Here is a 24496-nt window from a genome sequence, read left to right on the forward strand (position 1 = left end):
GTTATTCATATATCATATTGACCGTCATTCCACCGTCAATGATAAGATTCTGACCTGTTATAAACCCCGCCTGGTCTCCTGTTAAATAGAGGCATGCGGCCGCAATGTCTTCTGGAGTCCCGACCCGCCCAACTGGATGCTGGAGCTTGTCACGCTCACTGTGCACCGGCTCTTGCCGATTCGTTGATTTCTGCCAGTCGCGTGTTTCAATCCATCCGGGGCTAATCGCGTTAACGCGTATGCCATAACGCCCCAAGCTAACGGCCATAGCGTGTGTGAGCGCCACCAGGCCGCCCTTGGAGGCTGAATAAGCTTCTGTATCGGCTTCAGACATCAGAGCTCTTGTAGAGGCCATGTTCACAATAGCGCCACTGCCTTGAAGCTTCATCACAGCAGCAGCTTGCTGCGAGCATAGGAAGGCGCCGCGGAGATTCACACCAATTACTTCATCAAATTGATCGACAGACAATTGAAGCATGCTGCCATTGCGGCTGATCCCGGCGTTATTAATTAGAACATCAATACGTCCAAACTCACGTTGGATACTCTGTATCCAACGAGTGACTTCATCTTCTCTAGCCACATTCACGCACATAAAAACCGCTTGACCGCCTGTATGTAGAAGCTCACGTGTTGTTTCCATTCCTGCTTCCTGATCTGCATCTGCAATAGCAACCACATAGCCTGCCTTGACATAAGCAAGAGCCACAGCTTTTCCGATGCCCTGGGCCCCTCCGGTAACTGCAACTACTTTTTGCATGATATTTTCTTCCTCCTGCAACTTTTTGTTGAAAAATCACTGCAAATATTATCTAATTTTTTCGTAAACAAGTATATCCTTTACACAAATCCATTGCTTTTTTTACAGGTTATAAATACTATAGTATATAGTATATCAAACGGAGGCGCAATGATGGAGCCTGAACAACGAACAGAGCGGGAAATAACCTATCAAGTGGGTTGGAAACGAGGAAAAATCAAGCTGAATTTAGCGCATCCAGTCGAAAGTGGAGAGCCTTCAGTACAAATTCAAGGGGACGAGAACCTGCTGTCTCGATTGGATAACTGGAATTTACGTTGGTTGTGGCGATCGGCAGGTTTAATAAAAGATGAAGCTCTGCAAGTGGTATTATGGGTTTTCCCCGTCATAGTATTTGGAGTTTCAATATGGCTACTATATCAATTATCCTTTCAACAGTAGATTGATACAAAGTTATTATTGAGAAATGAGGCAGGTGACTAATATGAAATTGATTCTGGCAATCGTGGGCGGAAGTATTGGACTGTTGGTTACAGCTTCTGCTGTATTTATGGCTTGGGCTTTGTACCAGCATCATAAAACCAAATCAACTCAAGATATTGTGACAGCAGAGCCCTCAGATAAGGCTGGAATAACGTCTGTAAGTGCAGTTTCGGCTGCAATGCTGCGCTGGACCTTTTTTGACTACGCATTAATTGCCGTATTTGCTGTGGGGAGCTTATTTCTGTTTACGGACGTTATTGCTGTTATTCGTGATGCGGAGAGCTACCCGCTTTATCATTACGGTTACTTAATTTGTGGATTTGTATTTACACTGTTTGGTATGTTGTTTATGATTCTTAGGTTGGCGTTTGTACTATCGTTAGTTCGGGCGGATCGACCGCTTACGATACCGGATAATCATAACCAACCAAGCGATGCTGACCAAGCCGAATAGCGGGTAAAGGGTGGAGAGCAGTGTCTTAAAGCCGAACTGGCTAATTAAATAGCTGAGTAGCAGGATGGACAGTAAAATCCGGTTTTGAGAAAATCTGGTTCGTTGCTCCAGCTGAGTGGAGAGCCCATAAACATCAGCAATAAGAGTTGTAAAAATTTCTCCATAGATTACACCAATAAACAATAACTGTAGCAGTGGACCCAGATTTTGAATCAAATGTCCCATAGGGATTTCAAATTGGGAAATTCCAGGCATTTGTGCAGATAAAGCAAAATGGCCCGCTAGCAGCATCAATCCAATAATGACTCCACCATAAATTCCTCCCCAGAATAGAACGGAGCGATCCTTAGTTTGAGCTCCTAGCGGGACAAGCACTCCTTGTGACATGGTCAGGTTGAAGGCGGCATAAAGAAATGGTGCAAACCAAATGCGAAATATGCTGTGATCGGATGTTAATTGAAGCCAATTGTTTGAGCCAGGCATGTCCCAGTTATACCACACTATAATACAGCTAAAGGAGAGCATTAAGGGGACAACTATGGAGTTTACGGCAAGAATTGCCTTCATTCCATTATTTAATACGATAAATGAGAATACTAATGTCAGTAACAATCCGAGTTGGTATGGCAAATGAAATTGTTCCTCAAAAAGTGAGCCGGCCCCTGCTAACATAACCGTTGTTACGCCGAACATAGTTACGAGAGTGAACAGACTTATCCACTGTCCAGCTTTTTCACCAAAGAGTAGCTTGTTTAAATCTTCATAAGAACGCGCTTTGACATCGTGAGCCAGCAGCATAAGCTTAATTCCAAGCCAAACGAAGAGCAGGCTGGAAATACCAATCGTAAGCGTGGCCATCCAACCGTACCGAGTAAAAAATTGCAGTATTTCCTGGCCTGTTGCAAATCCAGCTCCCACGACAGTACCGACATAGGTAAAACTGACTTGCGCGATGCTGCCGAGTTTTCTCATCTAAATACCTACCTTTCACACGGCATGTTACTCCCGATATAGTACAAGGTATGAGTGAGTGGACGAACACATGACACTGAACTTGGGAAAATGGCAGGTTTCTGTTAAAATTGATTAGAACTTTTATATTTGTTGATTATATCTGAAGTTGGAGCGTGTTTGAGTGCTGGATGATATTTTACTATTGATAGAAAACTATGGGTACATTGCATTGTATTGCCTTTTGGCAGTAGGGATTATTGGAATTCCCGTACCTGATGAAATTTTGATGACAACAGTGGGGTCCTTAACCTTGGAAGGCGGGCCACTATCATTCGGTACTTCATTTATAGTATGTTTTGCCGGTACAATGACTGGAATGCTCGTTAGCTATTATTTAGGAAAGACCGTTGGGAAGCCCTTCCTGTACCGATACGGTAAATGGGTGAAGCTAACGCCACAGAGGTTAGAACGAGCAGAGGGCTGGTTTAAAAAATATGGGATATGGGCAGTCGTATTTGGATACTACGTCCCCGGGGTGAGGCATTTCACTTGTTATTTGGCAGGTGTAAGTGGTGTCGTATTATGGAGATATTTGTTGTACGCAGGCAGCGGCGCATTGGTATGGTGTCTGACATTTCTATCTTTGGGTCACTTTATCGGCAGGAACGCTCCGATGATCGCAGGTGTTGTTCATCATTATTTGGGACTATCCATTGCAATATTAGTTGTATTGGCTGGGGCAGGAACCTATGTCTATTGGCGTTATCGTCGCAAGCGTCAAAAGTCTCATTGAAATAAATACAGAAGCAAAAAAAGGACCTCGATGGAGGTCCTTTTTTTGCTTCTGTATTTATATGTTTCGGAGCTCCCAGTTGCACATTACTCTACAGCGAAGAGCTTGATGGAGTTCACTTTCTCGGTCTTAGGGTCAATGTCAAGCTTCAATACAGCTCCTGTTGATTTATATGTAAGTACAAAGCTTGTGTTGGAATCCGGTTTACCTAATGTTTTGAACACATCATTCGTAGATTGACCCAGCTTAAGTCCATTAAGACCGGGATTGATATCACTGCTGCGGATGTCGATGAATTGTAGCAAATTCTTCTGATTAAAACCAACCAGGAAATCGGTATAGTCATACACCGTTATGGGGTCGCTATCATCTTCCATGACGAATTGCGATTTCGGTTTACCGTATTTCGCTGTAACCTTTTCCAAGGAGGTATTTAAAGTTAATCCTAGCAGCGTTGGTTTTGCCTGGTTATAAGGGTCTTGAATATCAATCTTTGGCTTCGCGGCCGCAGCCGGTTTACTGTCCGGTGTTTCCTGATCAGGCTGAGTATTATGTTCAACACTCGCCAATGATACCTTATCACTTGGATTCACTATCGCTGGTGTATTATCTGTTTGTTTGACAGGTACGCTCACTTCGGCTGCATCATGCTTATGAGTCACATCTACATTTGCTGCTGTTGGAGGTTGAACGTGTGATTCCCCAGGCTTGGGACTTTGCAGCGTAGTTGATGTATCTTTACATCCTATTAACAGCATAATGAAGATTAAAGGAATAGACCAAAGAGCGATTAATTTATTTTGTCTGATCATCCCAATCTTTCCTTCCTTGAATAATTTGTTAGAATTAATCCGGGTTCATCTGTTTTGTACATTAATTACCCTAAAGATAACCTACCTAATCATACTCTGTTGATGAGTAATCCACAAAGTGCATTTATGACAAAAAGAAGGCAAATTTTATGAAAATAGCCTGTTATTATTTTCATAAAGCTTTTTACGTGGACAGAGTCAATGTTTCTCGCATTACATCTATATAGACGCGTTTTACAAGCCGAAGTTGCACTTTCTTAAAAAAAGATTATTGCATTAGGACTTGAAACCCGGAATCTCCTTGTGATAAGTTAACGGAAAGAGTTTTGCGGATGGGGGAGCATAAATGGAATTATTAAAACAACGTATAAGAGAAGTGGGTACTGTACTATCAAACGAGATTATTAAATTGGATGCCATATTAAATCATGCGGTTGATCCTGCACTGACTACAGCAATGGGAAAAGAATTTGCTCGTTTGTTCAGGGAAGAGAATATAACAAAGGTAGTTACGATTGAATCTTCCGGGATTGCGATCGCTTTTGCAGTAGCGCAGGAGCTCGGGGTACCAATGGTTTTTGCCCGTCGTAAGAAATCACTCAATGCAGATTCGTCAGAAACCTACTGCGAGCGTGTGCCTTCTTTTACCAAAGGACTGGTCACCGATATAATGGTATCGCGTGAGTTTCTGGATCCTCAGGATCGAATTCTGCTAATTGATGATTTTATTGCCAATGGGGATGCGGCCAGAGGGTTGATCCGAATCATACGCCGTTCAGGCGCTCACTTGGTTGGTGTCGGCATTGCAGTGGAAAAATCATTTCAAGCAGGCGGGCGTACGATCAGGGAATCTGGAGTGCGTGTAGAGTCTTTAGCTAGAATTGCTTCCATGGAGCCTGGGAAAATACAATTTGAATAGTGTGGTTTTCAAGAATTATTTTCAAAATCAATAGACCTTTTCAGCATGGTCATTTTCATTTATAATAATTACATGCGAAGAGAGGAGGCATTGCTATGGGGAATGGTGTACCGGCCGAATTTTTTAAGACCAAGTTAAGTGAAGCCAAAATTCACTTTGAACGTGCCCTCGATTGTAAACATACAGAGTTTGATGACCTGTATCCCTATATGATTGAACATCCTCAATTTTTTTGGTATAAACGTTACGTAGCGTGGTCCGAATTGTTGACGATTGTTAAGTTGTGTGAACAGCTTGGGGAAGAATGGCAAGAGCAATTTTCTCAACAGCAGGTAGATTATATACAAAAAAGAGTCATGTCCAGCAAAGTTCTTGATTACTGGTTTGAAACTAATGATTCTAAAGAACATGTAAGCTAGTCGTACGATGTACGGTGCTATACAGTAAGAATGGGCAAACCTATTTCACCCTTTACGGTGGAATAGGTTTTGTTTTTGTGCTCAAAATATTCAATTCACGTCAGTCTGGCAAAATATTCATACTTTCGATATGAGCTTTAGTTTCTGAAGTTCCAAGCTCATGCAGTTTCTTGTAAATTTGTGCTAAGTAATAATCAGCGGCATCATTTTCTTTATCGTTATGATATTCCCGGAAAGGGATATGCGCCCGAATGCCTGTATCTTCTTGAGCTTCCATGGATTCCTCGAATAGCTCCTCAAGCTGGTCGCGTTCTTCCTCAGTTGCGTTGATTTCAAATTCGAAATTACCTGTCATGTTCGAAGGCTCCAGTATTTCTCCTTGACCAACTGAAACATAAAAGGTCTTTTTCTCTGTTTCTGTATTTACATCCATGTTGTTTGAGCTTCCCTTCTTTTGGGCAAATGACTTGACTTATACTAACAGGTTTATTGTGCGCTTCGTTTGGTGTATTCTATTCTTACATAAACTAGATGGAAAAGGAGTGATACTTATGATAACCGAAGATCTTCTGGATCAATATCGGGTTGACGGAACTTTAATTCGTGTTGTAAGAGATGCTGATGCCAAAAATGACGTGAAAGGAATAGTTGTTGCTTGGGATGATGAAACCGTGATGATTCGTAAACAAAACAGACGTATTGTTAAGCTTGACCGCAACCATCATTATCAGCCTTTTGCTGAGGAACGAAACGTAGAATGGATTGAAGGGTGAAAAACAAAAACCGGGGTTGCCCCCGGCTACTTCCTTTATTAAATAGTGTAATAAATGTATAAGTTGCCTCTATCCCATTGACTAGCATGTTCGTTCTTAAAGCGGAGTAGTAGATCCTTGGTATTCATTTACTTTGACTCTGAGTTATTAGCTTCTGATTTCGTATTTCTACCCTCTGCCCATTTCTCATCAAACTGCTCCAGCCTGGATGGATGCGAAGCAGGTCCTCTATTTTTCGGTTTGTTGTTTCTTCCCGTCATGATATCACCTCCCCGAGAATAGGTTATCAAGTTCATTAAGTTCTTATCCATCTTAGAATTCAAGGTATAACCTTAGTGGTTACTGGAACAATATAAGTTAGATGTTAGGGAAATGGAGGGAATCCTTTGAAGCAACTGCAAATCGTCAAACTGGATGCTTTTTATGCTCTGAGGCTTCAAAATGTCGGCGAGCTCGAGGTAGGCGGAGATGTCATTATGCTTGCTGCGGAAGCGGGGCAGGCGGATACCCATTTGTTCGATATCCCTTCAATGCCAAACGAGCAGGCCGCCAAGGAATGGGCATTAAGAGCTCTGCAGGCCTACAGGGAAGGGTAGAAGTCCAGGACGGGTTTTAAATCAGTAAATAATGGTCTCTAGGGCCTGAAAGCCCCCAAAATAAACATAATACCGAGTGTAGCTAACATCCCAATAAGGATGAAGAGAAGGCCGCTTAGAAAAAGGAAAGCACCGGGGACAATCAAGCTTGCTAGAATAGCAATTCCTATTATCCAAAGCATGGAATGGAAGGTTAGCTTTATAAACCCCCACAACAATAATGCCACTATGACGCCAATAGCTATTTGATATAGAACCATTCGGAATCCTCCCAGTATCTTTGCATGAGCAAAGATTTCTCGTTGTCACATTATATGGAACAAGCTTGGAAAAAATGATGAATGGTTCAAAAATCAGAGAATAATTGTGCAAAACCCAGCATACTATATAATCCAACAATCCGTCTAAAGCACAACGGCGCATGGATTTAGAGGAGGGTATAGGATGTCTGATGAAGGATCCCCTTTAAAGGGAACAGTCTATGGTTTTTTGTTTACGCTACCAATCTGGTGTCTTATAGCTTGGGTCTGTTATTGCTATTTTATTGCTCGCTAAAAACCGTGATATTTACGCAATCCGTGCAGTATGTAAAAACTTGAATGTGAATTAAATAATGAAAGTTAACATAAGGTTATGGCTGCACTTCGCTGGCGCTTTTTTTATATACGTAGAGGCTTGACTTCATGCATGGCATCGTGCTATTATAAATCTCGCAGTTACGAAATATTTACATGTTTTCAATAATTACAATTTGCGGTCATGGCGGAATTGGCAGACGCGCTAGATTCAGGTTCTAGTGTCAGCAATGACGTGGAGGTTCGAGTCCTCTTGACCGCACCAAACCTAAAGCGAAAAAATCTTCAATTAATTTTGAAGGTTTATTTTTTTGCAACTTTCCAATGCGGCTTGATGTGAGAGCTTGAGAGCAATGGTATAATTAATACAAAAGAACCGAAGAAGGTGACGGTATGCTCTGGTCAGAAGTGAGAGATCTTTTTCCAGATCAATTTGTTCTGGTAGAAGAACTAAAATCCCATTATGAGGACAGTATGCTTCATGTCGAAGAAGTGGCTGTGATCAAGCCTATTCAGGATGCACAAGAAGCATGGAAAGAACTGTTTTCTGCCAAAAATGAGCGATTTGTATATCACACTTCGAATGAAAATATCGTCATAGAAGTGCGGACGAAACCTATGATCAGGAGACTTCCTGTTCATGAATCTTGATCTTATTGGTGGCCTGCTGTTTTCCTCTGTAACCATTACTCATCGCGGAAAATCATTGACAATACCTTTGGACGGATCGGAGAGTATCCCGGAATAAACGGTCTCATTGGATTGGATTTATTGATTCCAGAGAAGTTCATTGTCGATTTAAATCGTTTAGAAATATACGTGGCAAACAGTAAGTAATTTTTTCATATCGATATTTTGTCATAATATCTCCAGAGAAATCTGGAGTTTTTTTGTTTAAATGAAGTCAAAATGAAAGAAGAGAGAGTGGACCTGGAAGGTCTGATCAATATCGGATTGAATGTAGAGAAATGTAGAAAAATGTACAATGATTTTCATATTATGTTATTATAGGTGGTTGAAGATTGTCGCCAGGAAGGAGTTTGTTTGGAGATAAATAAATTGAATTCTTTTATTACTATATTTAACAATTACATACCGGAGGTTATTCTATCAAATGGAACTTAGAAAATCGCTAGTCATATTTACTTTATTCGCTATGATCATAAGTATTTTTATGCCGACACCAGGACTAGTAGCTGCTGCCCCTTCCGATGACGTGATGCTTCAGGATGCAAAAGCTGCATTGGCGATTGGATATGCCAACGGTGATAGTGCAGGGAGAATAACAAATAACCTTTCGCTTCCCACACTAGTTAATGGAGTAACGGTTTCTTGGGTTTCTGACAAAAATTCGGTTATTGACAGCGCTGGTGTGGTAAACCGACCTGCATTCGTTGCAGGTGATACTGTCGTAAATCTCACTGCAAGCCTATCCTACGGTTCTGCAGCCCCAGACAGCAAAACCTTTACTGTTATGGTTGTGAGGAAAGCGCCAGTAACTCCTGAAGATTTTGTAGCAGAAGTAAAAGAAAATCTTCAGATTGGCTATGAGGACGGAGATAGCGAAAATTATGTAAGGCAAAAAGTAATTATTAATTCCACAGGTATAGGCAGTACTGTAGACTCTATCATTTGGACGTCTAGCAATACGGCAGTAGTTCGTGTTGATGGTCAAGTAGTGCGTCCCGCTACAGGAAATGAAACGGTTACTCTTACGGCCACGATAACAAAGGGTGGGGCTGTAGACATTAAAACGTTCACGTTGACCGTAATCCAAGCCGTACCGGTCCGTACGGATGCTCAAATAGTAGCCGATACTAAAGAAAACCTTCAGATTGGGTATCAAGATGGAGACAGCTCTAATCATATAACGCAAAATATAATTATAGATTCGACAAGTCTTAGAGATACGTTAGATTCAATCACTTGGTCTTCCAATGATTCTAGTGTTATTAACATTATTACTGATAGTGATACGGGTGCTGTCAACGCTGTATTAACTCGCCCGTTGCTGGGTCAGTCAACAGTTACATTGACTGCAGTATTCCAAAAAGGTATGGTTCTGGACACTAAAGCTTTCAATTTAACGGTAGCAGGTCGTGATACAATTCCTCCAGTAACTACTGCGACCCCTGCAGGAACGGTTGGTTTAGGTGGTTGGTATAATACAAGCGTTACTGTAACTCTTAATGCAACAGACGCGACAGTAGGGGATACTATTGTTACGAAATACAGAATAAGCGATACATTAGGTGTTTCTGGTTCTGAAACGATCTACTCCGGACCGTTTACAGTAAGTGGTGACGGGACTAAAACGGTTACTTATTGGTCTGTTGATATTACAGGGAATAAGGAGGTTGAAAAGACCTTAATACTGAAGATCGATACGACAGCTCCTGTAAGTTCCGTTCATTTAACAGGCATCACTGTGGATTCTTTAAATTACCGGAATGCTGTGAATATCACATTTAGCAGCGTGGATATTTCCGGCAGTGGTATAAACAGCATAAAATATTCATTGAATGGCGGGTCGTTGACTAATATCGCTCAAGGCAATACGTTGAATATATCTGCAGCCGGCAATTATACTCTATCCTACTATGCAATAGATATGGCCGGAAACGTAGAACTGACGAAGACTAGTTCATTTAACGTGTTATCCATTCCACCTGTTCCTAACGTAACTGGGGCGACTTACTCTTCTACTATTAACCAAATTACCTTGAATTGGACGAATCCGAATTTCGGGGAATTCAAGCATATTTTGATACGACGTGGTGATGGTGCTGAACAAACAGTAACGGGTACTACTTATACAGATATGAATTTATCCCCGAATACCTCTTATACTTATAAATTTATCGTTGTTGATCTGTATAACGTGGAATCCTCGGGTGTAACAGTAAACGCGGGTACATTAGCTGCGCCTATTGTTGATATGACTCCACCATCAGATCCGACTAACCTAAACATCACACCTAATGGCACAGGATTTGTACTTACCTGGGATACGCCTAATGATAATGATTTAGCTGGGTTCAGAGTATATCGTGACGGTACCAAGATCGGTACTGTAGTAAACGCGACTTATACGGATGTAGTAACTCAAAACGGCACTACTTATTCCTACAAAGTTACTGCCTTTGACAATGCGGGCAATGAGTCAAACGGAGTAACTAAAAATGCTTTGAGCCTGGATTTAGTATCACCTCCAGCTCCGGCGAACGTCCAAGCCTTGCAAGTAAATAATTCAATTATTTTAACTTGGAATGCAGTCTCAGCGGCTGACTTGAAAGGATATAATGTATACGTAAACGGAAGTCGTGTAAATGGTGCAACGGTTATTAGCTCGACCTACACGGTATCTGGATTGGTATATGGACAGTCCTATGAATTTGGCGTTACATCTGTTGATTTTAGTAATAATGAATCTGCTAAAACTAGCGTTACATTCACCTTGGATTCAAATGGATCTTCGGTGGATCCTATTCCGACTCCAACTCCAAGGCCAAATCATCATAATTCAAATACTACTTCGAACTCTGCAATCGCTAATCCTCCGGTGATAGAAGATGGCGTCCTCATCATTACTTCCAGTGATGCGGTAACTGTTACGCAAACGAAAAAAGAGGATGGATCGATAGTAAATATCATTATGTTAAAAGAGGACATATTGAAGCCTTTTGTTGATATTAAAGATGGCTTTGATAAAATAGCGCTGAGTCTGCAAGATCTGACGAAGGCTAGTACCCAAATCGATATTCCTGCTAATGTGCTATCTGGGTTAGCAGAAAAAGGTTTAGGCTTACAGCTTAAATCTGACTCTGTTAGTATCAATGTTAATATCCCAACTTCTGCAGTAACAAATGGAGCTGTTGCGACTATAACAGTAGATGCTATGAAGTCAGTCGCACCTAATTCAATGACTGCTAACTATTCATCTAAGTCAAATGTACTTGAAATAAATGTGAACGTAGTGGATAAAAATGGTGACAGTACGCTTAAAGGTGTTGAGGCGGTCCATGCATTAGAAGTCAAGCTGGCTGTAGCTTCCCCTAACTCAAATGATCTAAAGCGATATAACGTTTATAAGGAAGAGAACGGTACTTGGGTTCCTATCCGTAGCGTAACTCGCGATGGAGCTAAAGTATTTAACGTATCACAGCTGAACGGTAAGTTTATAGTGATGACTTATGATAAGACCTTTACTGATGTTCAGTCTCATTGGTCTAAAGAAACGGTTGAATTGTTAGCTTCTAAACACATAGTGAACGGTGTTACGGATAATTCCTTCAATCCTAATGGTGAGGTAACTCGCGCAGCATTTATTTCGATGTTGATTCGCGCCGTTAATGACGTTAATAAGAAGGAAACAACGAACCAATTTAATGACGTTACACAAGGCGACTGGTATTCTGCTGAAGTTAGTTTAGGTGTTAAAGAGGGTTTAGTGAAAGGGGTCAGCGATAACAGCTTTGCCCCAAACTCAGCGATAACTCGTGAGCAAATGGTAGTGATTGCAGTGCGTGCTCTTAATAGATTGGATAGTTCTAAATTCCAAGCAATTGCTGAAACAGTATCCTTAGATCAAAGCTTCACAGACGGATCGAAAGTAAGCGATTGGGCTAAGGGAGAAGTAGCGGCTGCAGTTAAATCAGGAATCGTAGAAGGCAATGAACAGAAACAGTTCAATCCAGATGCACTTGGAACCCGTGCTGAAGCAGCAGTTATGATCCTGCGCATATTGGATAAGTCAGGCTCGTATTAATACTTGATTAGTCATGTTTATAACAAAACAAACCGCATCCAACCTCGATATGGGGTGAGACGCGGTTTGTTTTTTTTGTCTGAACATAGACCAATTTGATTGGTTTGTGGAAGATATTATAGATCATTTTTGTGAAGGTAAGCCATGGTTTCAGATCGGTTGGAAACATTCAGCTTTTTGTAAATCGCACTAAGGTAATTTTTTACGGTGCCTGTAGTCAAGAATAATTCAGAAGCGATAGCTTGATTGGACTTCCCTAGTTTCAGATTTCTTACAATGTTTAGCTCCTGCAGAGACAAGCTTGACAATTTTTCCTCGTGCTGTTGATCGGAATGTGAGGGTGCGATTATTTCATTCGATGATCCTTTGTCATGCTGTTCCGCTGACTGGATCGCTTGAGCAAGGCGTAACTGAATGGTGTAGGGGTAATTTATTCTCCCATCCAAACAGTCTTGAATCGTTGAAAGGATCTTTTCGGTAGCGACCCCCTTAACTAAAAATCCGCTCGCTCCATGTCGTATCGCTTCCCATATGTATTCTTCATCCTCAAAGGTTGTTAGAATCAGCACTTTGATATCAGGAAATTCCGTTTTGATCTGCTTGGTTGCCTCGAGACCACTAAGCTTAGGCATATGGATGTCCATCAAAACAAGCTGAGGGCGGTGCAGCTGTACTTGTGCAATTGTTGACATACCGTCGCTCGTTTTGGCAACTACGATGTAGTCTTCCATACTTAGAATGGCCGCTAAACCATCACGGATTAAGGGTTGATCGTCTGCTATAAGAATGGTTGTTTTAGACAATTCGCTCACTCCGTTCAATCGGTTTTGTCTGAATGGGTATGGTTATCTCAAGTGTTACCCCACTGGGAACATTTTGGTTAGAAATCGACATTTCTCCTGCGACATCCTCTACTCTCTCCTTCATGGCGTTCAAACCAAAGCCGTAATTAATCTGATTTGGAGCTTTACCGTTATCGGATAAAATAAATCGAATATGCCCGGTATAATAGTTTAATGAAAATTGGAAATAAGTGCTGGAGCCGTGCCGAATTCCATTAGTTAGACCTTCTTGAAGTGCACGGTAAATAGTTAGCTCAATCATTGGTGACAAATCCGGTATATTTCTGTCTATTTCATAAGCAATCTCTACGTTGGTTTGTCTTTTGGTTTCTTCAATTAAACCTATAAGCTCGGGAATGAACTGGTGTTCTGGCATGTTCTCTCGCAGCAGATGTACGGAAGTTCGAACATCATCCAGACCGCTGAGAATGTTTTCTTTCGTCCTATCGATCATCTCAAGTGCCAGGGAATAATGGTTTTTCCCGATAGCGTGGGCTGCTGTTTGCAGTCCGGTTAATGCTGAGGTTAGCGTATGTCCAACCGAGTCATGAATTTCACGGGATATTCGGGTCCGTTCTTGAAGAATCGCTTTTCTCTCCAGCTCGATTGAGGCGATTCGCAGCTGTTCATTGTCTTTGGCTAATTGATTTTTTTGCTGAAAAGCAATTTTTGCAAGTAAGCTTATTCCGAAAATGGCGAAGTATTCGATGACTCGAGGAAAAGCATAGTATATCGGTTCAAAGGGGGGGAATTGGTGAAAAGTCCAAAGGCTTAGCAGACAGCCAGCATAGCTTACTATCGTAAAAATAATAGAATGGTTTCTGGAGTGATGAAAGGTAAATTCTCCTATGAGAATCAAGATATATACCTGTGCAAAAAAGTCTTCAGACATTACGGAAATAAAAAGAGCCAAGGCTAGCTGAAAAAATAAAAAGAGAACGCCAATCGGTTGGTGCAAATCGATCTTCATGATGTAATCCCTAATCAGGACAACAACTACAAAAGTGCAGGATAGGAGGCATAATCCAATAGAAAACTCAGTCGTGTGGAGCAGCAAAGTAACGGTTGCTGTTATAACGACCAGGGTCAAAATTAGAGTTAATCTTTTATGTATTTGTGCGTCCATTTTATATCCTCACAAGTAATGAAATATTTACTATCTATATAGTACCACAAACATGACCTAAGTCATATGAATCATAAAATAATGTCGAAAAAAGACAAAAATATGTCTATAATAGTGAATATTTTCACCTTTAATAGGTCGTTAGAATCATTTATAATAGAAATAGACATATAGTTTAGGATAGATTGAGGAATGTATATAGCTATTTTCCCAAAAGTTACTTGTGAGCTTGCAAGATGTGTGGGTCGAAAGGACTGGGGATAATGGATCTGATATGTATTTAGATAAGAAGAACTAGAATTTCAAGGAGGGGCATAAGCAAATGTTGCTGATCATATGGAACGCATTAGGCTGCATTCTTCTAATTTCGACTCTATATATACTCATCGGTTTATTGCGGGAAAAGCCTGAGCAGGTAAAACTCCCTTTTGATAGCAGGAGAGCATCACATGAAGAACGGAGATCCTCATGAATATGTCGATTGTGCTGAAAAAAAGTATGATTCCGGTACTTTTAATGATTGTCATGCTTCTAACCTTGCTGACCAATTCAAACAGTGCTCATGCAGACAATGAACCGAATCTTGCTTTAAACCCCAGTGGTGCAGGTTATCCGGAACTCACTGCATCCAACACATGCGGCTGTGATAGTGTATGGAGTGTGGTGAATGGCATATTCTCCTACAATGAAAGTCCACGTGACCGTTGGACCAATTACGGTTCTCCGAATCCGACGGATTGGGTGGCTATTAATTTTGGTTCGGCTAAATCCTTTAACCAGGTAAAATTATATGTATTTAATGACGGCGGGGGTGTTCAGACTCCAGCAAGCTATCTTATCCAATACTGGAATGGCAGTGACTGGATAGGTCCGACCAACCAACTCAAAACTCCTGAGCTGCCTGAGGCGTCATTAAGTTCGAAGGCTACACCTGCAACCACTTTAAATACGGTAGATTTCGATACAGTTACATCCGACAAATTAAGAGTCGTATTTACAAGTAGAAGTTTTTCTTACAGCGGACTTGTTGAGCTCGAAGTTTTTTTGCATCAAACGGAAGATCAAATTGCAGCAGCAGCGGTAATGACGCTTATAGGACAATTGCCGGTTCAAGCCTCAGTGACATTAACGGATAAACCGGCTATTACAGCGGCACGCGCGGTCTATAATAATCTTACTTTTGCTCAAAGGACCCTCGTAACCAATTTAAGTAAGCTAACAGCAGCGGAGGCGGCAATAGCAGCACTGGAAGCAGATCAAATTGCAGCAGCTACAGTGATGACATTAATAGGACAACTGCCGGTCCAAGCCTCAGTGGCATTAACGGATAAACCGGCTATCACAGCGGCACGCACTGCCTATAACAATCTTACTTTGAGCCAAAAAAGCCTTGTAACGAATCTAAGTAAATTAACAGCCGCTGAAGCTGCAATAGTAACATTGGAAACTCCCAAAATGAAAGACATTAACATCCTGTCAGCTTTTGGTGACGAATCGGGACATAGGATAACGATAAAATTATCATCGGTTCTGGATGTGACGTATGGGGTACAGCCGGCCAAATTTCAAATCCTTGCGAGTGGGGTCCAAAGCACGGCCACTAATGCAGTCTATGATTTAACTGATTCCAGTCATCAAACTATAAAACTAACCTTCGCCTCACCAGTGTTACTGAACGAAACATCGGTTTCTATATCCATACAAAGCGGAGCCTTTAAAACAAGCAGCAATGAATTAAACAATGCAATCCAATCAAGACCCGTCATTACCTTCAAGAAGCTCGACTTGTTGAATGATAATCGGATTGGCGTGGACGATATAGTTCTAATGATAAGTAATGCTGCATCGCAAATTGACGTGAATCAGGATGGAGTTTTTAATCGCGAGGATATAATCATAATATTGAGTCAGATTTCGATGCGCTTGAGATAAGCAAATGAGAGGACAATTGCAGCAGATACGTTGACAGTACTGCTGCCAGAGTGATATTATTTGTTGTGATAAAAGACATGCGCAGCCATGGCTGGTGATTGCGTCAAGCCTATCGCTGTATGAACGCAACGACCTGTATCATTCCAACCACTTGTTAGATTCATAGCAGGTGGTTTTTTAATTTAATTAGTGATGCCCTTAGGAACTTCATAAACCATCATAATACGAAAAGGCGGGGACAAGGATGGAAATCAGATCAGCACAGCATAAGGATATTGAATCGATATTGGACATTTATAATGAGGCGATACTAAATACGGTGGCAACCTTTGATACGGAGCTGCGTACCTTGGAGCAGCAGACGCAATGGTTTCACAACCATGGAGAGTTATACCCTATATGGGTTGCTGAGCAAGAGGGTATTATAATAGGCTGGGCCTCATTAAATCCTTATTCCGATCGATTAGCTTACAGAAGAACCGCTGAGCTGTCTTTATACATCCATAGTGATTACAGGGGCCAGGGGGTTGGCAAGCAGCTGATGAAGCAAGTGCTTGATGCCGGGCTTGCAGCGGGCTTGCATACTGTTCTTTCTCGAATTGTCGAAGGCAATGAGAGCAGCATCCACCTGCATGAAGTCTACGATTTCAAGCATGTAGGAATTATGCGGGAAGTAGGCTTTAAGTTCGGCAGGATGCTGGACGTAATTATGATGCAGAAAATGCTGTAAGCATTTATCCCCGAAGTTTCTGCCCGGTTGGCAGACGGACAGCGACTTCGGTACCTTGGGATTGATGGGGGCTTTCCAGAGTAAGAGTGCCTCCATGCAGATCAATAATCTCCTTGCAGATAGAAAGTCCTAAGCCGGTTCCTCCGCCACCAGGGTGAACTTGATAAAACTTGCCAGTCACTTTGCTAATATGCTCGGTAGGGATGCCGATACCGTAATCACGAACACGAATGACGCAATATTCTCGTTCAGTGAATAAGGTTATTTCTATTATCGTATAGGGATGAGCGAACTTAACTGCGTTATCGATGATGTTAATAAACACCTGCTTCAAACGGTTTTCATCCCCGGGGATGATGCCATTTTCAGGCGCGTTATGGATAGTGAATCGGAATGAAGTATTTTTGCTAGAAGCCTTGGCTGCGAGCTGCAGCAATACCTCATTAAGCAATTCGGCTATATTCGTCTGTTTAACCTCCAATACAAGCTGCTTCTGCTCCAGCCTGGAGAAATCAAGCAGCTCCTCCACCAGTCCGACTAGGCGGTCGGTTTCTTTCGCGATGATTCTGAGACCTCTTTTTGTTTCATTCGTATTTTGTAAATCACCAAGTAGAATCGTTTCGCTCCATCCTTTTATACTGGTCAAAGGCGTTCGCAGCTCGTGAGAAATGGACGAGATGAAGTCGTTTTTCAAATTATCGGTTTTGACAATTTCCTCAGCCATATAGTTTAAGGTTCGGGCCAACTCCCCAAGCTCATGCCGGTAGGTTTCATCTAATCGTGTATCGAAATGGCCTTTTGCCATAAGGGAAGAAGCTGTTGTAATATGTTTGAGCGGTTTTACAATAGAGTTTGCTAAAGCCATGCTAATCAGCGTGACAGCTGCCAAAATGATCAAGCCAATCAACAAAGCGATACTCGATATTGTACGAATGACACGGTCAACCGCTTCCAGGGAAGTGATGTAACGCAGCACGGCGATGGACTGGCTGTTCCATTGAAGAGGGGTAGAGACAGCCAGAATACGTTCACCTGTCAACGGATTGGCACCGATCCACCGGCTTGTAGCTCCTTGGGCTGCTGCTTGCACATCTGTGGTCAGCAGCTGCTCCTGCACAGCGAAGCCGCTTGAACTTGCCAGAATCGTCCCCTGGGTGCTAATGACCTGAAGCTCAGCATTATTGTGAGCGAAGGAATCCGTAATATCAGCCAGCTGGGTGTCAAGCAGCATTACATTTAAGTTGGCGTGAAACTTATTATAGAAGGAGGCGGATACTTGGGCATGATTACTCAGCTGATTGGAGATGGTGTTGTAGTAATAAACCCGGACAGAGTAAATAAACACACTTTCAACCAAAATTAAGGTTAACAAAACAACGAGAAAATAATGGGACACGACAAGTCGTCTCATTCCTGCTTTAACCATAGTGATGTTCCGCCCATTTATATCCGAAGCCCCACACGGTTTCGATATAGACAGGTTTGGACGGGTCCTCTTCGATTTTTTGTCGGAGGCGACGAATATTGACGTCAACCATCTTGGGATCACCGTAATAATCTTCCCCCCACACCTCATCCAGCAGCGAGTCACGGCTTAGCGGCACACCCTCGTGGATCATAAACATCCTTAGCAAAGCTAGCTCGGTTGGAGTTACCTCCAGCAGGCGACCATTCTTTCTGACCTCACGAACCTCCGCATCTAGCTCAAAAGGACCTGAGCGAATCAAATCACCGCCGCTGGCTGATGGTGACTTCAGCTCAACACGGCGCAGCAGGGAATGAATACGTGCCATCAATTCACCCGGACTGAACGGCTTGCTAATATAATCATCGGCTCCAAGAGTCAAGCCGAGTATTTTATCCTTTTCCTGGACTTTGGCGGTTAAGAAAATAATGCCCATCCGTTCGTTACTCTGCCGGATATACTTGCAAACTTCAAATCCGTCAGGAGCAGGTACCATGACATCTAACAGCGCTATGGCAACCCCAGCGTGTTCCTGAAGATATTGCAAGGCTTCACTGCCAGTGGCTGCTTCAATAACATGGAATCCTTCGCGAAGCAAATTAACAACGATAAAGCTTCGAATGGATTCTTCATCTTCTAATATAAGTACGGTGCTCATGGTTCACATCTCCTAACAGTTTCGCTTTGACGAAATGATTAAGCGTTCAGCTATTTCACCAGCTCGGATAGAGGCCGGAAACGGGTCGAATATTGGAGACTGGCCTCCGTAAGATGAAGAGCAGTTACCGTTTTGGCCGTTCGGCCTATTTCCAGCCAGTCGGTGGAAGGCTGCATACTGACCCAAGCTTCCTCAGACATCGTCTTCCACTCCACCGTTTCTCCACTAATGTTAGCTATGAACCGGATCACTCCCTCGTCTTTGGGCCGTTGAAGCTGGTAGTCTTTATTCCACTCGACAGGGATTTCAAAGTAAAAGCCGCTGCCAATATCCATAAACAATTCGTATAGAGGAGCTGAAGTGTAGCCCTTCTGACTGTCCCAACGGTAAAAGGCTGTAATCCAGGGAGTAGAAACATAAGGTTCATTCTCCCAGCCCGTCGGCACCCGGTCCATACCTATCTCCACAATACCGTCATGATTAAAATCACCGTTAATCGAAGGACGCGGCTTCAGGGGGATGTCTTTGTCAGGGAATGCTTTTATCAAGTTGCCCTGTTCAAAGTAGACCAGCTGTGTGTAAGCGGAATGAGCGCCTATTCCGGCATCCAGCAGAATACCGCGCTTGGACTCTGCAATCCAGTTTGATTGGACCGAGTAATAACCGCTGACATGAGAATCTAATGGTGTCGCTCCAATCGTTTGGAAGCTGTTCTGACTGTATTGAAGGACAGTTAATGACGAGGAAGCATTTCGTTCCAAGGTTAGAATAGATAAGTCTTTTTTATTATCTTCATTGAGGTCATCAACGACGAACTCAGTGTAGGGCGAATCGAATATTTTGTTAAAGTTATGGCCATCAAACCGATAGACAATTAAGCCTTTAGCTACCTTTTCCCCTCCTGAATAGCCGGCAATTACCTCTAAGCTCCCATCGTCGGTTACATCATCGAACATCAAGGTATCTAATTCATAGCCTTCTCCTTGGAATTCATTGAGCAGCTTCCAGGTGTCACCCTTTTGCTGCCACAGCATTCCGGTAAGACCTTTGTTGTTTTCCGATGCTTGGTAGTATACAATAGCTTCCAGTATGCCATCTCGATCAAGATCGTTGACGAAAATGGATCCAGTTGTTTTGGACTTTTTGGGACGTACCAAAGAAGCTCCCGGGGGAAGAGCGTTCTGGATCACTTGTTTTAAGCTCTCTTTTTCCTCAGGTAACCGGGGCAAGTGCATATAGGATTGAGGGTCCTTAGTAAGTGCGCAGCCGCTGCAGATTAAGGCAATGCATGTGAATAATGTGAACGAGAAACGCAGTTTGTTCCGTAACGCGGGAATCACCTTCTTATCAAGGGAATATTCATTAAGTCATTATACCAATCGGTGAGGCTTGAAACGGTAACAAAGCGGTAACAGTTTTAAATAAACACAGAGGTGTGATATTTATCACAGTACAAAATTAGTTCATCATGATACTTTGTAGGTACAGCTACCTATTGTAGAGAAAAGAGGCATATTCATGAACATTAAAATGGGGATTGTAGGTAAGGTTACATGGTTGGTAGTTATAGCTGTAATGATAAGTGTATTATCACTTCTTAGTATTGGATATTTTGTGAATTACAAACAGGTTGACCAAGCGGCTGGCGATGAATTAATAGGCTGTGCAAGCATTACCTCGGGACTGCTTACAACAGCAGAGATACAAGAGTTGGCACAGGGCAAAGCTTCACAGGCCTTAAAGGACAAAGTTAATTGGATTGTTAACCATAAAACTATATTTAAAAATGCTGCAATAATAAGCTTGGACGGCGTGCTGATTGTGCCAGATAAGCGTTGGGAAGAGCAGGGCTATAAAGCGGGAGACAAAATATTCATTGATCGCGATGCTGTTGATATGCTGACGGGAATGAAGCATCCTGAAGCATCTACTGTTTACAACTTTGCAGGTATTGACCGTAAAACCGGCTATGCTCCGATCTTTGCCAATCATGACTCATCCAAAGAAATTGTGGCACTGATGGCGATTGATTTTGACGCATCGATTATAAAGGAACGCACATTCACAATGTTGATGTTTACGATACAAACGGGAGGCATTTTTCCAGTAGTGGCTGCATTAATAGCGTATCTCTTGATCAGCAGGATGATAAAGCCTATTGGACTCGTTAGCGCCAGGGTGCAAAAAATTGCTGAAGGCGATTTGACCGGAGAGGCCATAACCAGCACAAGCAAGGATGAAATTGGCAGCCTGGTTGCTTCTGTGAATCAAATGAGCGTTCAGTTAAAACAAATGATACATACGATAGAGGATACATCCCGAGAGGTTAATCGAACATCGAAAGTGCTGTCAGGAGACGCTAATCAGACTGCAGCTTCGATTAACACGATGGTTTCAGCCATGCAGCAAATAGCAGCAGGGGCCGATGCTCAGGAGAAAGGGACTGACGAAAGCGCACGTGCGATGGAGGAAATTGCTGAAGGGATCAATGGGATTGCTGATTCAGCTATGACGATGTCGGAAATGATGGCGGATACTCTCAGCGCAGCGATAGAGGGCAGTGAAACATTGAACCGTGTACTGAAGCAAATGGAGTCGATACATGAATCAGTAGAAGAATCGTCAGGAGCAGTTAAGGAGTTATCCAGCAACTCCGAACAAATTGGCCAAATTGTGTTAGTCATGAAGGGGATTTCGGCTCAGACTAATTTGCTTGCGTTAAACGCTTCGATTGAAGCATCAAGAGCTGGAGAAGAGGGAAAAGGATTTGCGGTTGTAGCCGGTGAAATTCGCAAGCTGGCCGAACAGTCGAGATTATCCTCCGAGCATATTTCTGAATTAATTGAGTCGGTACAAATCAAGATTCAGCATATGGTTGCGGCTATGGAGCGGGAAATCGTTGAAATGGAGACAGGAAAGACATACATTCACCAGCTAGCCAGCGGCTTCCAAAATATCGTAGATAAAGCGCATAAGTCCAACGGGCAGATCATGGAAATATCGGCCATTTCCCAGCAAATATCAGCAGGCACGGAGGAGGTCGCCTCATCTGTGCATGAAACAGCGACGATTGCCAAGCTGTCTTCCTTGCAATCATCGAAGGTCGCTCAGCTGTCCGCAGGGCAGTTGGACTCTATGAGATTGATCACTTCGGAAGCAAATGGGATGGAAACAATTAGCGAAGAGCTTAGCGGTGTGGTTCGGAAGTTCAAAATCTCATAGTGCTCCTGCTTATTTGCTTGACTCGATTTTTACAGATAGCTATAATGTAACATATGTCAATGAAGGTATATTGGGACAAAAGTCTTCTGAGCACCCCGTTTGGGGTGCTTTATTGTATAAAATACCGATTGCCGATCGGCTTGATATTGAAAAGAAAAGGGGATCAACCATCATGAATTATAAGAGTTTACTCGCTTCCAGATTAGTTTCTCAGGTGGAGGGTGTTAGTGAGGATGCAATCGCTGAGCTAATTGAATACCCGCCTAATCCGCAGATGGGCGATTTGTCTATGCCCTGCTTTAAATTAAGCAAACAGCTGCGCAAAGCACCGCAAGCTATTGCGGAGGAACTGAAGGAGCGGTGGGAGGCTCATCCGGCTTTCGAACGGGTGGAGGCAGTATCCGGCTACTTCAACGTATATTTGAATCGCGGGCAGTTTGCTGCGGATGTGCTTGGTGAGGTTTTAGAACTGAAAGAAAGCTTTGGCTCGCAGAATATAGGTCAGGGCCGGAATATAGTCATTGACTTTTCATCTCCCAATATCGCCAAGACGTTTCATATCGGCCATCTTCGTTCTACAATGATCGGGAATGCGATATATAAAATTCATGAGTTTCTCGGCTACAATTGCGTAGGGATTAACCATTTGGGTGATTGGGGAACCCAGTTCGGCAAGCTGATTGTTGCCTATAAGCAATGGGGGGACCAGGCTGCGGTCGAAGCAGAAGGTATTGATGAGCTGCAGCGCTTGTATATTAAATTCCACGATGAAGCGGATAACAATCCCGAGCTGGAGACGGAAGCACGCTTATGTTTTGTAAGGCTGGAGCAAAGGGACGAAGAAGCGTTAAAGCTGTGGAAATGGTTTGTTGAAATCAGCTTGAAGGAATTTGAGAAGATGTATGCTTTACTCGGAGTAAGCTTTGATTCTTATACGGGTGAAAGCTTCTATAATGATAAAATGGAAGCCATAATCGAAGAGCTGAAGCAAAAGAAGCTGTTGGAAGAGGATGATGGCGCGCAGCTGGTGCGGCTGGACGATTACAATATGCCACCTGCTCTTATGATTAAGAAAGACGGGGGAACACTGTACCATACTCGTGATGTTACGGCGGCCATCTATCGCAATAAAACCTATGACTTCGAAAAAGCCATATATGTTACAGATGCAGGACAAAGCTTGCACTTTCAGCAATGGTTTAAGGTGATTGAACTGATGGGCTACGATTGGTCCAGCAAGCTCGCACATGTACCGTTTGGTAAAGTAAGTCTTGAGGGCGCCAAGCTATCCACTCGTAAAGGGAATGTAATTCGACTTGAGGAGCTGCTGACCCAGGCGGTTGAGAAGACGCGGGAGATTATTGAGGAGAAAAATCCGAATTTGGAAAATCGGGATGAAGTGGCTCGCCAAGTCGGCGTAGGAGCCATTATCTTCAGTGACTTAAGCAATAATCGGGTCAAGGATATTGTATTTTCCTGGGAGGATGCCCTGAACTTCGATGGCGAGACGGGACCCTATGTGCAGTACACGCATGTAAGAACATGCAGCCTGCTGCGCAGAGCTAATGGCGGGGACGGCATCGAGCTGCCTGGATCAGCGGAGGCTTTGAATTTAGGCTTGCTTGAGGACTCTGAGGCGCAGGGAGTAATCAGACAGCTGTACTTGTTCAAGGAACGAGTGGAGCAGGCTATGTACAAGCTTGAGCCTTCGATCGTGAGCCGTTACTTGGTTGATCTGGCACAAAGCTTCAATCGTTTCTACCATGAGTGCCCAATTCTTGTAGATGATGCTTCGCTGCGTCAAGCTAGATTAGCACTAGTAAAAAGTGTGCAGATTACATTAGGAAATGGCTTAACCTTAATCGGAGTGGAAGCACCGGAAAAAATGTAGCCGTACATCAAACACCTGAAATTCATTTTCCTCGGAAAGTGAGCTTCAGGTGTTTTGCTTTTTTTAGCAGAAAGGATTACCCCGCCCCAAAAGAGGTCATACTGATAGTTGGGGGGGTTACATTGGCAAAAAGCGATGAACTAGTTAAATACGTAACCGAGCAGCTGCTGCATTATATGGAAACACCTCGCGAAGTTCGCAAGCAGGTTAGAGCGAATCAGAGGGAAGTCCGGGAGCACTGGAAATACCGTTGGTTTGGCATGCTGCCAGTAGCCATTCAGATGTGGACGCAAAGCTTGCGCATAAAAAAATAAAAAGCTTCTC

Annotated in this window: 24 protein-coding genes and 1 tRNA gene; 15 read left to right on the top strand and 10 right to left on the bottom strand. The window is 42.8% G+C overall.

What is annotated here, in order from left to right:
• Position 1: 1 nt before the first annotated feature.
• Positions 2-760: an SDR family NAD(P)-dependent oxidoreductase gene (locus tag NV381_RS08015; protein WP_258212739.1), complete on the bottom strand. Its 759-nt coding sequence runs from the start codon at positions 758-760 to the stop codon at positions 2-4.
• Between the two features lie 153 nt (positions 761-913).
• Here NV381_RS08015 and NV381_RS08020 point away from each other — a divergent pair, with 153 nt between their 5' ends.
• Positions 914-1201, top strand: coding sequence for a hypothetical protein (locus tag NV381_RS08020; protein ID WP_258212740.1), 288 nt, complete (start codon positions 914-916; stop codon positions 1199-1201).
• Between the two features lie 43 nt (positions 1202-1244).
• Positions 1245-1697, top strand: a complete 453-nt coding sequence (locus tag NV381_RS08025) for a hypothetical protein (protein WP_258212741.1) — start codon at positions 1245-1247, stop codon at positions 1695-1697.
• Here NV381_RS08025 and NV381_RS08030 read toward each other — a convergent pair.
• Entirely contained in the window at positions 1623-2669 is a 1047-nt protein-coding gene (locus tag NV381_RS08030; RefSeq protein WP_258212742.1) for a hypothetical protein, read from the bottom strand. The genes NV381_RS08025 and NV381_RS08030 overlap by 75 nt on opposite strands.
• A gap of 163 nt (positions 2670-2832) precedes the next feature.
• Here NV381_RS08030 and NV381_RS08035 point away from each other — a divergent pair, with 163 nt between their 5' ends.
• Positions 2833-3444: a DedA family protein gene (locus tag NV381_RS08035; RefSeq protein WP_308861705.1), complete on the top strand. Its 612-nt coding sequence runs from the start codon at positions 2833-2835 to the stop codon at positions 3442-3444.
• A gap of 86 nt (positions 3445-3530) precedes the next feature.
• On the opposite strand, the gene NV381_RS08040 is transcribed toward NV381_RS08035, so the two are convergent.
• The gene (locus NV381_RS08040) at positions 3531-4256 is read right to left on the bottom strand and encodes a DUF4309 domain-containing protein (protein WP_258212743.1); all 726 of its coding nucleotides are present in this window, start codon (positions 4254-4256) and stop codon (positions 3531-3533) included.
• A 346-nt stretch (positions 4257-4602) separates the two neighbouring features.
• Between NV381_RS08040 and NV381_RS08045 the strand changes: the two genes are divergently transcribed.
• Together NV381_RS08045 and NV381_RS08050 are read left to right on the top strand one after the other, a co-directional pair.
• Complete coding sequence (locus NV381_RS08045) at positions 4603-5175, top strand: xanthine phosphoribosyltransferase (protein ID WP_258212744.1); 573 nt, start codon at positions 4603-4605, stop codon at positions 5173-5175.
• A 95-nt stretch (positions 5176-5270) separates the two neighbouring features.
• Positions 5271-5594, top strand: coding sequence for a hypothetical protein (locus NV381_RS08050; RefSeq protein ID WP_258212745.1), 324 nt, complete (start codon positions 5271-5273; stop codon positions 5592-5594).
• Positions 5595-5694: 100 nt separating this feature from the next.
• On the opposite strand, the gene NV381_RS08055 is transcribed toward NV381_RS08050, so the two are convergent.
• Entirely contained in the window at positions 5695-6027 is a 333-nt protein-coding gene (locus NV381_RS08055; protein WP_258212746.1) for a hypothetical protein, read from the bottom strand.
• A 118-nt stretch (positions 6028-6145) separates the two neighbouring features.
• Here NV381_RS08055 and NV381_RS08060 point away from each other — a divergent pair, with 118 nt between their 5' ends.
• Positions 6146-6367, top strand: coding sequence for a hypothetical protein (locus tag NV381_RS08060; RefSeq protein ID WP_258212747.1), 222 nt, complete (start codon positions 6146-6148; stop codon positions 6365-6367).
• A 128-nt stretch (positions 6368-6495) separates the two neighbouring features.
• Here the strand turns inward: NV381_RS08060 and NV381_RS08065 are convergent, their stop codons facing one another.
• A complete protein-coding gene (locus NV381_RS08065; RefSeq protein ID WP_258212748.1) occupies positions 6496-6627 on the bottom strand; it encodes a hypothetical protein in 132 nt (43 codons plus the stop codon).
• A gap of 126 nt (positions 6628-6753) precedes the next feature.
• On the opposite strand from NV381_RS08065, the gene NV381_RS08070 reads away from it, so the two are divergent.
• The 4 genes from NV381_RS08070 (at position 6754) to NV381_RS08085 (ending at position 12306) form a co-directional block, all read left to right on the top strand.
• Positions 6754-6963: a hypothetical protein gene (locus NV381_RS08070; protein WP_258212749.1), complete on the top strand. Its 210-nt coding sequence runs from the start codon at positions 6754-6756 to the stop codon at positions 6961-6963.
• Positions 6964-7716: 753 nt separating this feature from the next.
• Positions 7717-7803, top strand: a tRNA-Leu gene (locus tag NV381_RS08075).
• Between the two features lie 128 nt (positions 7804-7931).
• Entirely contained in the window at positions 7932-8189 is a 258-nt protein-coding gene (locus tag NV381_RS08080) for a hypothetical protein (protein WP_258212750.1), read from the top strand.
• 463 nt (positions 8190-8652) lie between these two features.
• Positions 8653-12306, top strand: coding sequence for an immunoglobulin-like domain-containing protein (locus tag NV381_RS08085; RefSeq protein WP_258212751.1), 3654 nt, complete (start codon positions 8653-8655; stop codon positions 12304-12306).
• A 116-nt stretch (positions 12307-12422) separates the two neighbouring features.
• Here NV381_RS08085 and NV381_RS08090 read toward each other — a convergent pair whose 3' ends face one another.
• Together NV381_RS08090 and NV381_RS08095 are read right to left on the bottom strand one after the other, a co-directional pair.
• Entirely contained in the window at positions 12423-13109 is a 687-nt protein-coding gene (locus NV381_RS08090) for a response regulator transcription factor (protein ID WP_258212752.1), read from the bottom strand.
• Positions 13102-14274 carry a sensor histidine kinase gene (locus NV381_RS08095; protein ID WP_258212753.1) on the bottom strand — a complete coding sequence of 391 codons (1173 nt, stop codon included), beginning with the start codon at positions 14272-14274 and terminating at the stop codon, positions 13102-13104. The genes NV381_RS08090 and NV381_RS08095 overlap by 8 nt, the downstream gene beginning before the upstream one ends.
• A 468-nt stretch (positions 14275-14742) precedes the next feature.
• On the opposite strand from NV381_RS08095, the gene NV381_RS08100 reads away from it, so the two are divergent.
• Positions 14743-16206 carry a discoidin domain-containing protein gene (locus tag NV381_RS08100; RefSeq protein WP_258212754.1) on the top strand — a complete coding sequence of 488 codons (1464 nt, stop codon included), beginning with the start codon at positions 14743-14745 and terminating at the stop codon, positions 16204-16206.
• A 244-nt stretch (positions 16207-16450) separates the two neighbouring features.
• Positions 16451-16936 carry a GNAT family N-acetyltransferase gene (locus tag NV381_RS08105; protein ID WP_258212755.1) on the top strand — a complete coding sequence of 162 codons (486 nt, stop codon included), beginning with the start codon at positions 16451-16453 and terminating at the stop codon, positions 16934-16936.
• Between the two features lie 4 nt (positions 16937-16940).
• Here NV381_RS08105 and NV381_RS08110 read toward each other — a convergent pair whose 3' ends face one another.
• Genes NV381_RS08110 through NV381_RS08120 form a run of 3 tightly spaced genes read right to left on the bottom strand, consistent with a single transcriptional unit; the run spans position 16941 to position 20249 of the window.
• Positions 16941-18362 (bottom strand): sensor histidine kinase, encoded by a 1422-nt coding sequence (locus NV381_RS08110; protein ID WP_258212756.1) that lies wholly within the window; start codon positions 18360-18362, stop codon positions 16941-16943.
• On the bottom strand, positions 18355-19059 hold the full coding sequence (locus NV381_RS08115) for a response regulator transcription factor (protein WP_258212757.1): 705 nt from the start codon (positions 19057-19059) through the stop codon (positions 18355-18357). The genes NV381_RS08110 and NV381_RS08115 overlap by 8 nt, the downstream gene beginning before the upstream one ends.
• A 50-nt stretch (positions 19060-19109) precedes the next feature.
• Positions 19110-20249, bottom strand: a complete 1140-nt coding sequence (locus NV381_RS08120) for a hypothetical protein (RefSeq protein ID WP_258212758.1) — start codon at positions 20247-20249, stop codon at positions 19110-19112.
• A 328-nt stretch (positions 20250-20577) separates the two neighbouring features.
• On the opposite strand from NV381_RS08120, the gene NV381_RS08125 reads away from it, so the two are divergent.
• The 3 genes from NV381_RS08125 (at position 20578) to NV381_RS08135 (ending at position 24486) form a co-directional block, all read left to right on the top strand.
• On the top strand, positions 20578-22281 hold the full coding sequence (locus tag NV381_RS08125; protein WP_258212759.1) for a methyl-accepting chemotaxis protein: 1704 nt from the start codon (positions 20578-20580) through the stop codon (positions 22279-22281).
• 172 nt (positions 22282-22453) lie between these two features.
• The gene (gene argS, locus NV381_RS08130) at positions 22454-24172 is read left to right on the top strand and encodes an arginine--tRNA ligase (RefSeq protein WP_258212760.1); all 1719 of its coding nucleotides are present in this window, start codon (positions 22454-22456) and stop codon (positions 24170-24172) included.
• A gap of 122 nt (positions 24173-24294) precedes the next feature.
• Positions 24295-24486, top strand: coding sequence for a YqzE family protein (locus NV381_RS08135; RefSeq protein WP_258212761.1), 192 nt, complete (start codon positions 24295-24297; stop codon positions 24484-24486).
• Positions 24487-24496: the final 10 nt, after the last annotated feature.

This window comes from Paenibacillus radicis (ex Xue et al. 2023) (assembly GCF_024722015.1).
Lineage (GTDB): Bacteria > Bacillota > Bacilli > Paenibacillales > NBRC-103111 > Paenibacillus_S.

What these genes read in the sequence shown, in the direction of transcription:
- NV381_RS08095 (WP_258212753.1), bottom strand. Translation starts at nt 14,274, where the DNA reads ATGGACGCACAAATACATAAAAGATTAACTCTAATTTTGACCCTGGTC.
- NV381_RS08025 (WP_258212741.1), top strand. Translation starts at nt 1,245, where the DNA reads ATGAAATTGATTCTGGCAATCGTGGGCGGAAGTATTGGACTGTTGGTT.
- argS (WP_258212760.1), top strand. Translation starts at nt 22,454, where the DNA reads ATGAATTATAAGAGTTTACTCGCTTCCAGATTAGTTTCTCAGGTGGAG.
- NV381_RS08060 (WP_258212747.1), top strand. Translation starts at nt 6,146, where the DNA reads ATGATAACCGAAGATCTTCTGGATCAATATCGGGTTGACGGAACTTTA.
- NV381_RS08030 (WP_258212742.1), bottom strand. Translation starts at nt 2,669, where the DNA reads ATGAGAAAACTCGGCAGCATCGCGCAAGTCAGTTTTACCTATGTCGGT.
- NV381_RS08125 (WP_258212759.1), top strand. Translation starts at nt 20,578, where the DNA reads ATGAACATTAAAATGGGGATTGTAGGTAAGGTTACATGGTTGGTAGTT.
- NV381_RS08055 (WP_258212746.1), bottom strand. Translation starts at nt 6,027, where the DNA reads ATGGATGTAAATACAGAAACAGAGAAAAAGACCTTTTATGTTTCAGTT.
- NV381_RS08045 (WP_258212744.1), top strand. Translation starts at nt 4,603, where the DNA reads ATGGAATTATTAAAACAACGTATAAGAGAAGTGGGTACTGTACTATCA.
- NV381_RS08110 (WP_258212756.1), bottom strand. Translation starts at nt 18,362, where the DNA reads ATGGTTAAAGCAGGAATGAGACGACTTGTCGTGTCCCATTATTTTCTC.
- NV381_RS08115 (WP_258212757.1), bottom strand. Translation starts at nt 19,059, where the DNA reads ATGAGCACCGTACTTATATTAGAAGATGAAGAATCCATTCGAAGCTTT.
- NV381_RS08015 (WP_258212739.1), bottom strand. Translation starts at nt 760, where the DNA reads ATGCAAAAAGTAGTTGCAGTTACCGGAGGGGCCCAGGGCATCGGAAAA.
- NV381_RS08065 (WP_258212748.1), bottom strand. Translation starts at nt 6,627, where the DNA reads ATGACGGGAAGAAACAACAAACCGAAAAATAGAGGACCTGCTTCGCAT.
- NV381_RS08085 (WP_258212751.1), top strand. Translation starts at nt 8,653, where the DNA reads ATGGAACTTAGAAAATCGCTAGTCATATTTACTTTATTCGCTATGATC.
- NV381_RS08105 (WP_258212755.1), top strand. Translation starts at nt 16,451, where the DNA reads ATGGAAATCAGATCAGCACAGCATAAGGATATTGAATCGATATTGGAC.
- NV381_RS08020 (WP_258212740.1), top strand. Translation starts at nt 914, where the DNA reads ATGGAGCCTGAACAACGAACAGAGCGGGAAATAACCTATCAAGTGGGT.
- NV381_RS08100 (WP_258212754.1), top strand. Translation starts at nt 14,743, where the DNA reads ATGAATATGTCGATTGTGCTGAAAAAAAGTATGATTCCGGTACTTTTA.
- NV381_RS08040 (WP_258212743.1), bottom strand. Translation starts at nt 4,256, where the DNA reads ATGATCAGACAAAATAAATTAATCGCTCTTTGGTCTATTCCTTTAATC.
- NV381_RS08050 (WP_258212745.1), top strand. Translation starts at nt 5,271, where the DNA reads ATGGGGAATGGTGTACCGGCCGAATTTTTTAAGACCAAGTTAAGTGAA.
- NV381_RS08080 (WP_258212750.1), top strand. Translation starts at nt 7,932, where the DNA reads ATGCTCTGGTCAGAAGTGAGAGATCTTTTTCCAGATCAATTTGTTCTG.